Origin of the sequence: Wolbachia endosymbiont of Tettigetta isshikii (assembly GCF_041154185.1) — a bacterium.
Taxonomy (GTDB): Bacteria; Pseudomonadota; Alphaproteobacteria; order Rickettsiales; family Anaplasmataceae; genus Wolbachia.
This window is the reverse complement of sequence record NZ_JBFTEN010000049.1, coordinates 1-593: the sequence shown is the minus strand read 5'-3', so window position 1 is coordinate 593 and position 593 is coordinate 1. Positions and strand designations below refer to the sequence as shown.

Here is a 593-nt window from a genome sequence, read left to right as displayed (position 1 = left end):
TATGGATTTGAACGCCATAGAACTATCTCTCTATTTGTACCTACCTCTACAGAACAATCAACTTTGGCTGCACTTTGTCAACGTCGTGATGATATTACGCAAATGAGAACTCAAGAAAAATGCAGACTTGAAGCACCGGAAAATGATCATATAAAAGAAAGCTGTCAAAAGACCATTGAGTTTTTCGATAGTCAAATAAACGAACTCAATAATACCATACAAAAGATTATTGATGAAAGCCGCGAATTACAACAACGCCAAAAAATCCTTAAAATAGTTCCTGGAATAGGTAAAAAGTTATCACAAGATTTTTTGTGTTTAATGCCAGAGCTTGGTTACTTAAACAGAAAAGAAGTAGCGAGTCTTGCCGGAGTAGCACCTCATCCTAAGGAAAGTGGTAAAGCTGTTGGTTATCGAAGGATTATAGGCGGTAGAAGCAACGTTCGTTCAAAGCTCTTTACAGCTGCTATGGCTGCTGCAAGGTCCAAGTCTGTACTTGGCGCGTTTTATTTTAAGCTTGTTGAAAGTGGTAAGAAGAAGATGGTGGCTGCAACAGTTCTAATGCGTAAAATTATAGTAATTGCTAATACAAG

The 593-nt window shown here is 37.8% G+C and carries 1 protein-coding gene; it reads left to right on the top strand.

What is annotated here, in order from left to right:
- Positions 1-593 (top strand): transposase (locus AB6N09_RS05770; protein WP_411131950.1); only part of this gene is annotated, 593 nt, incomplete at both ends.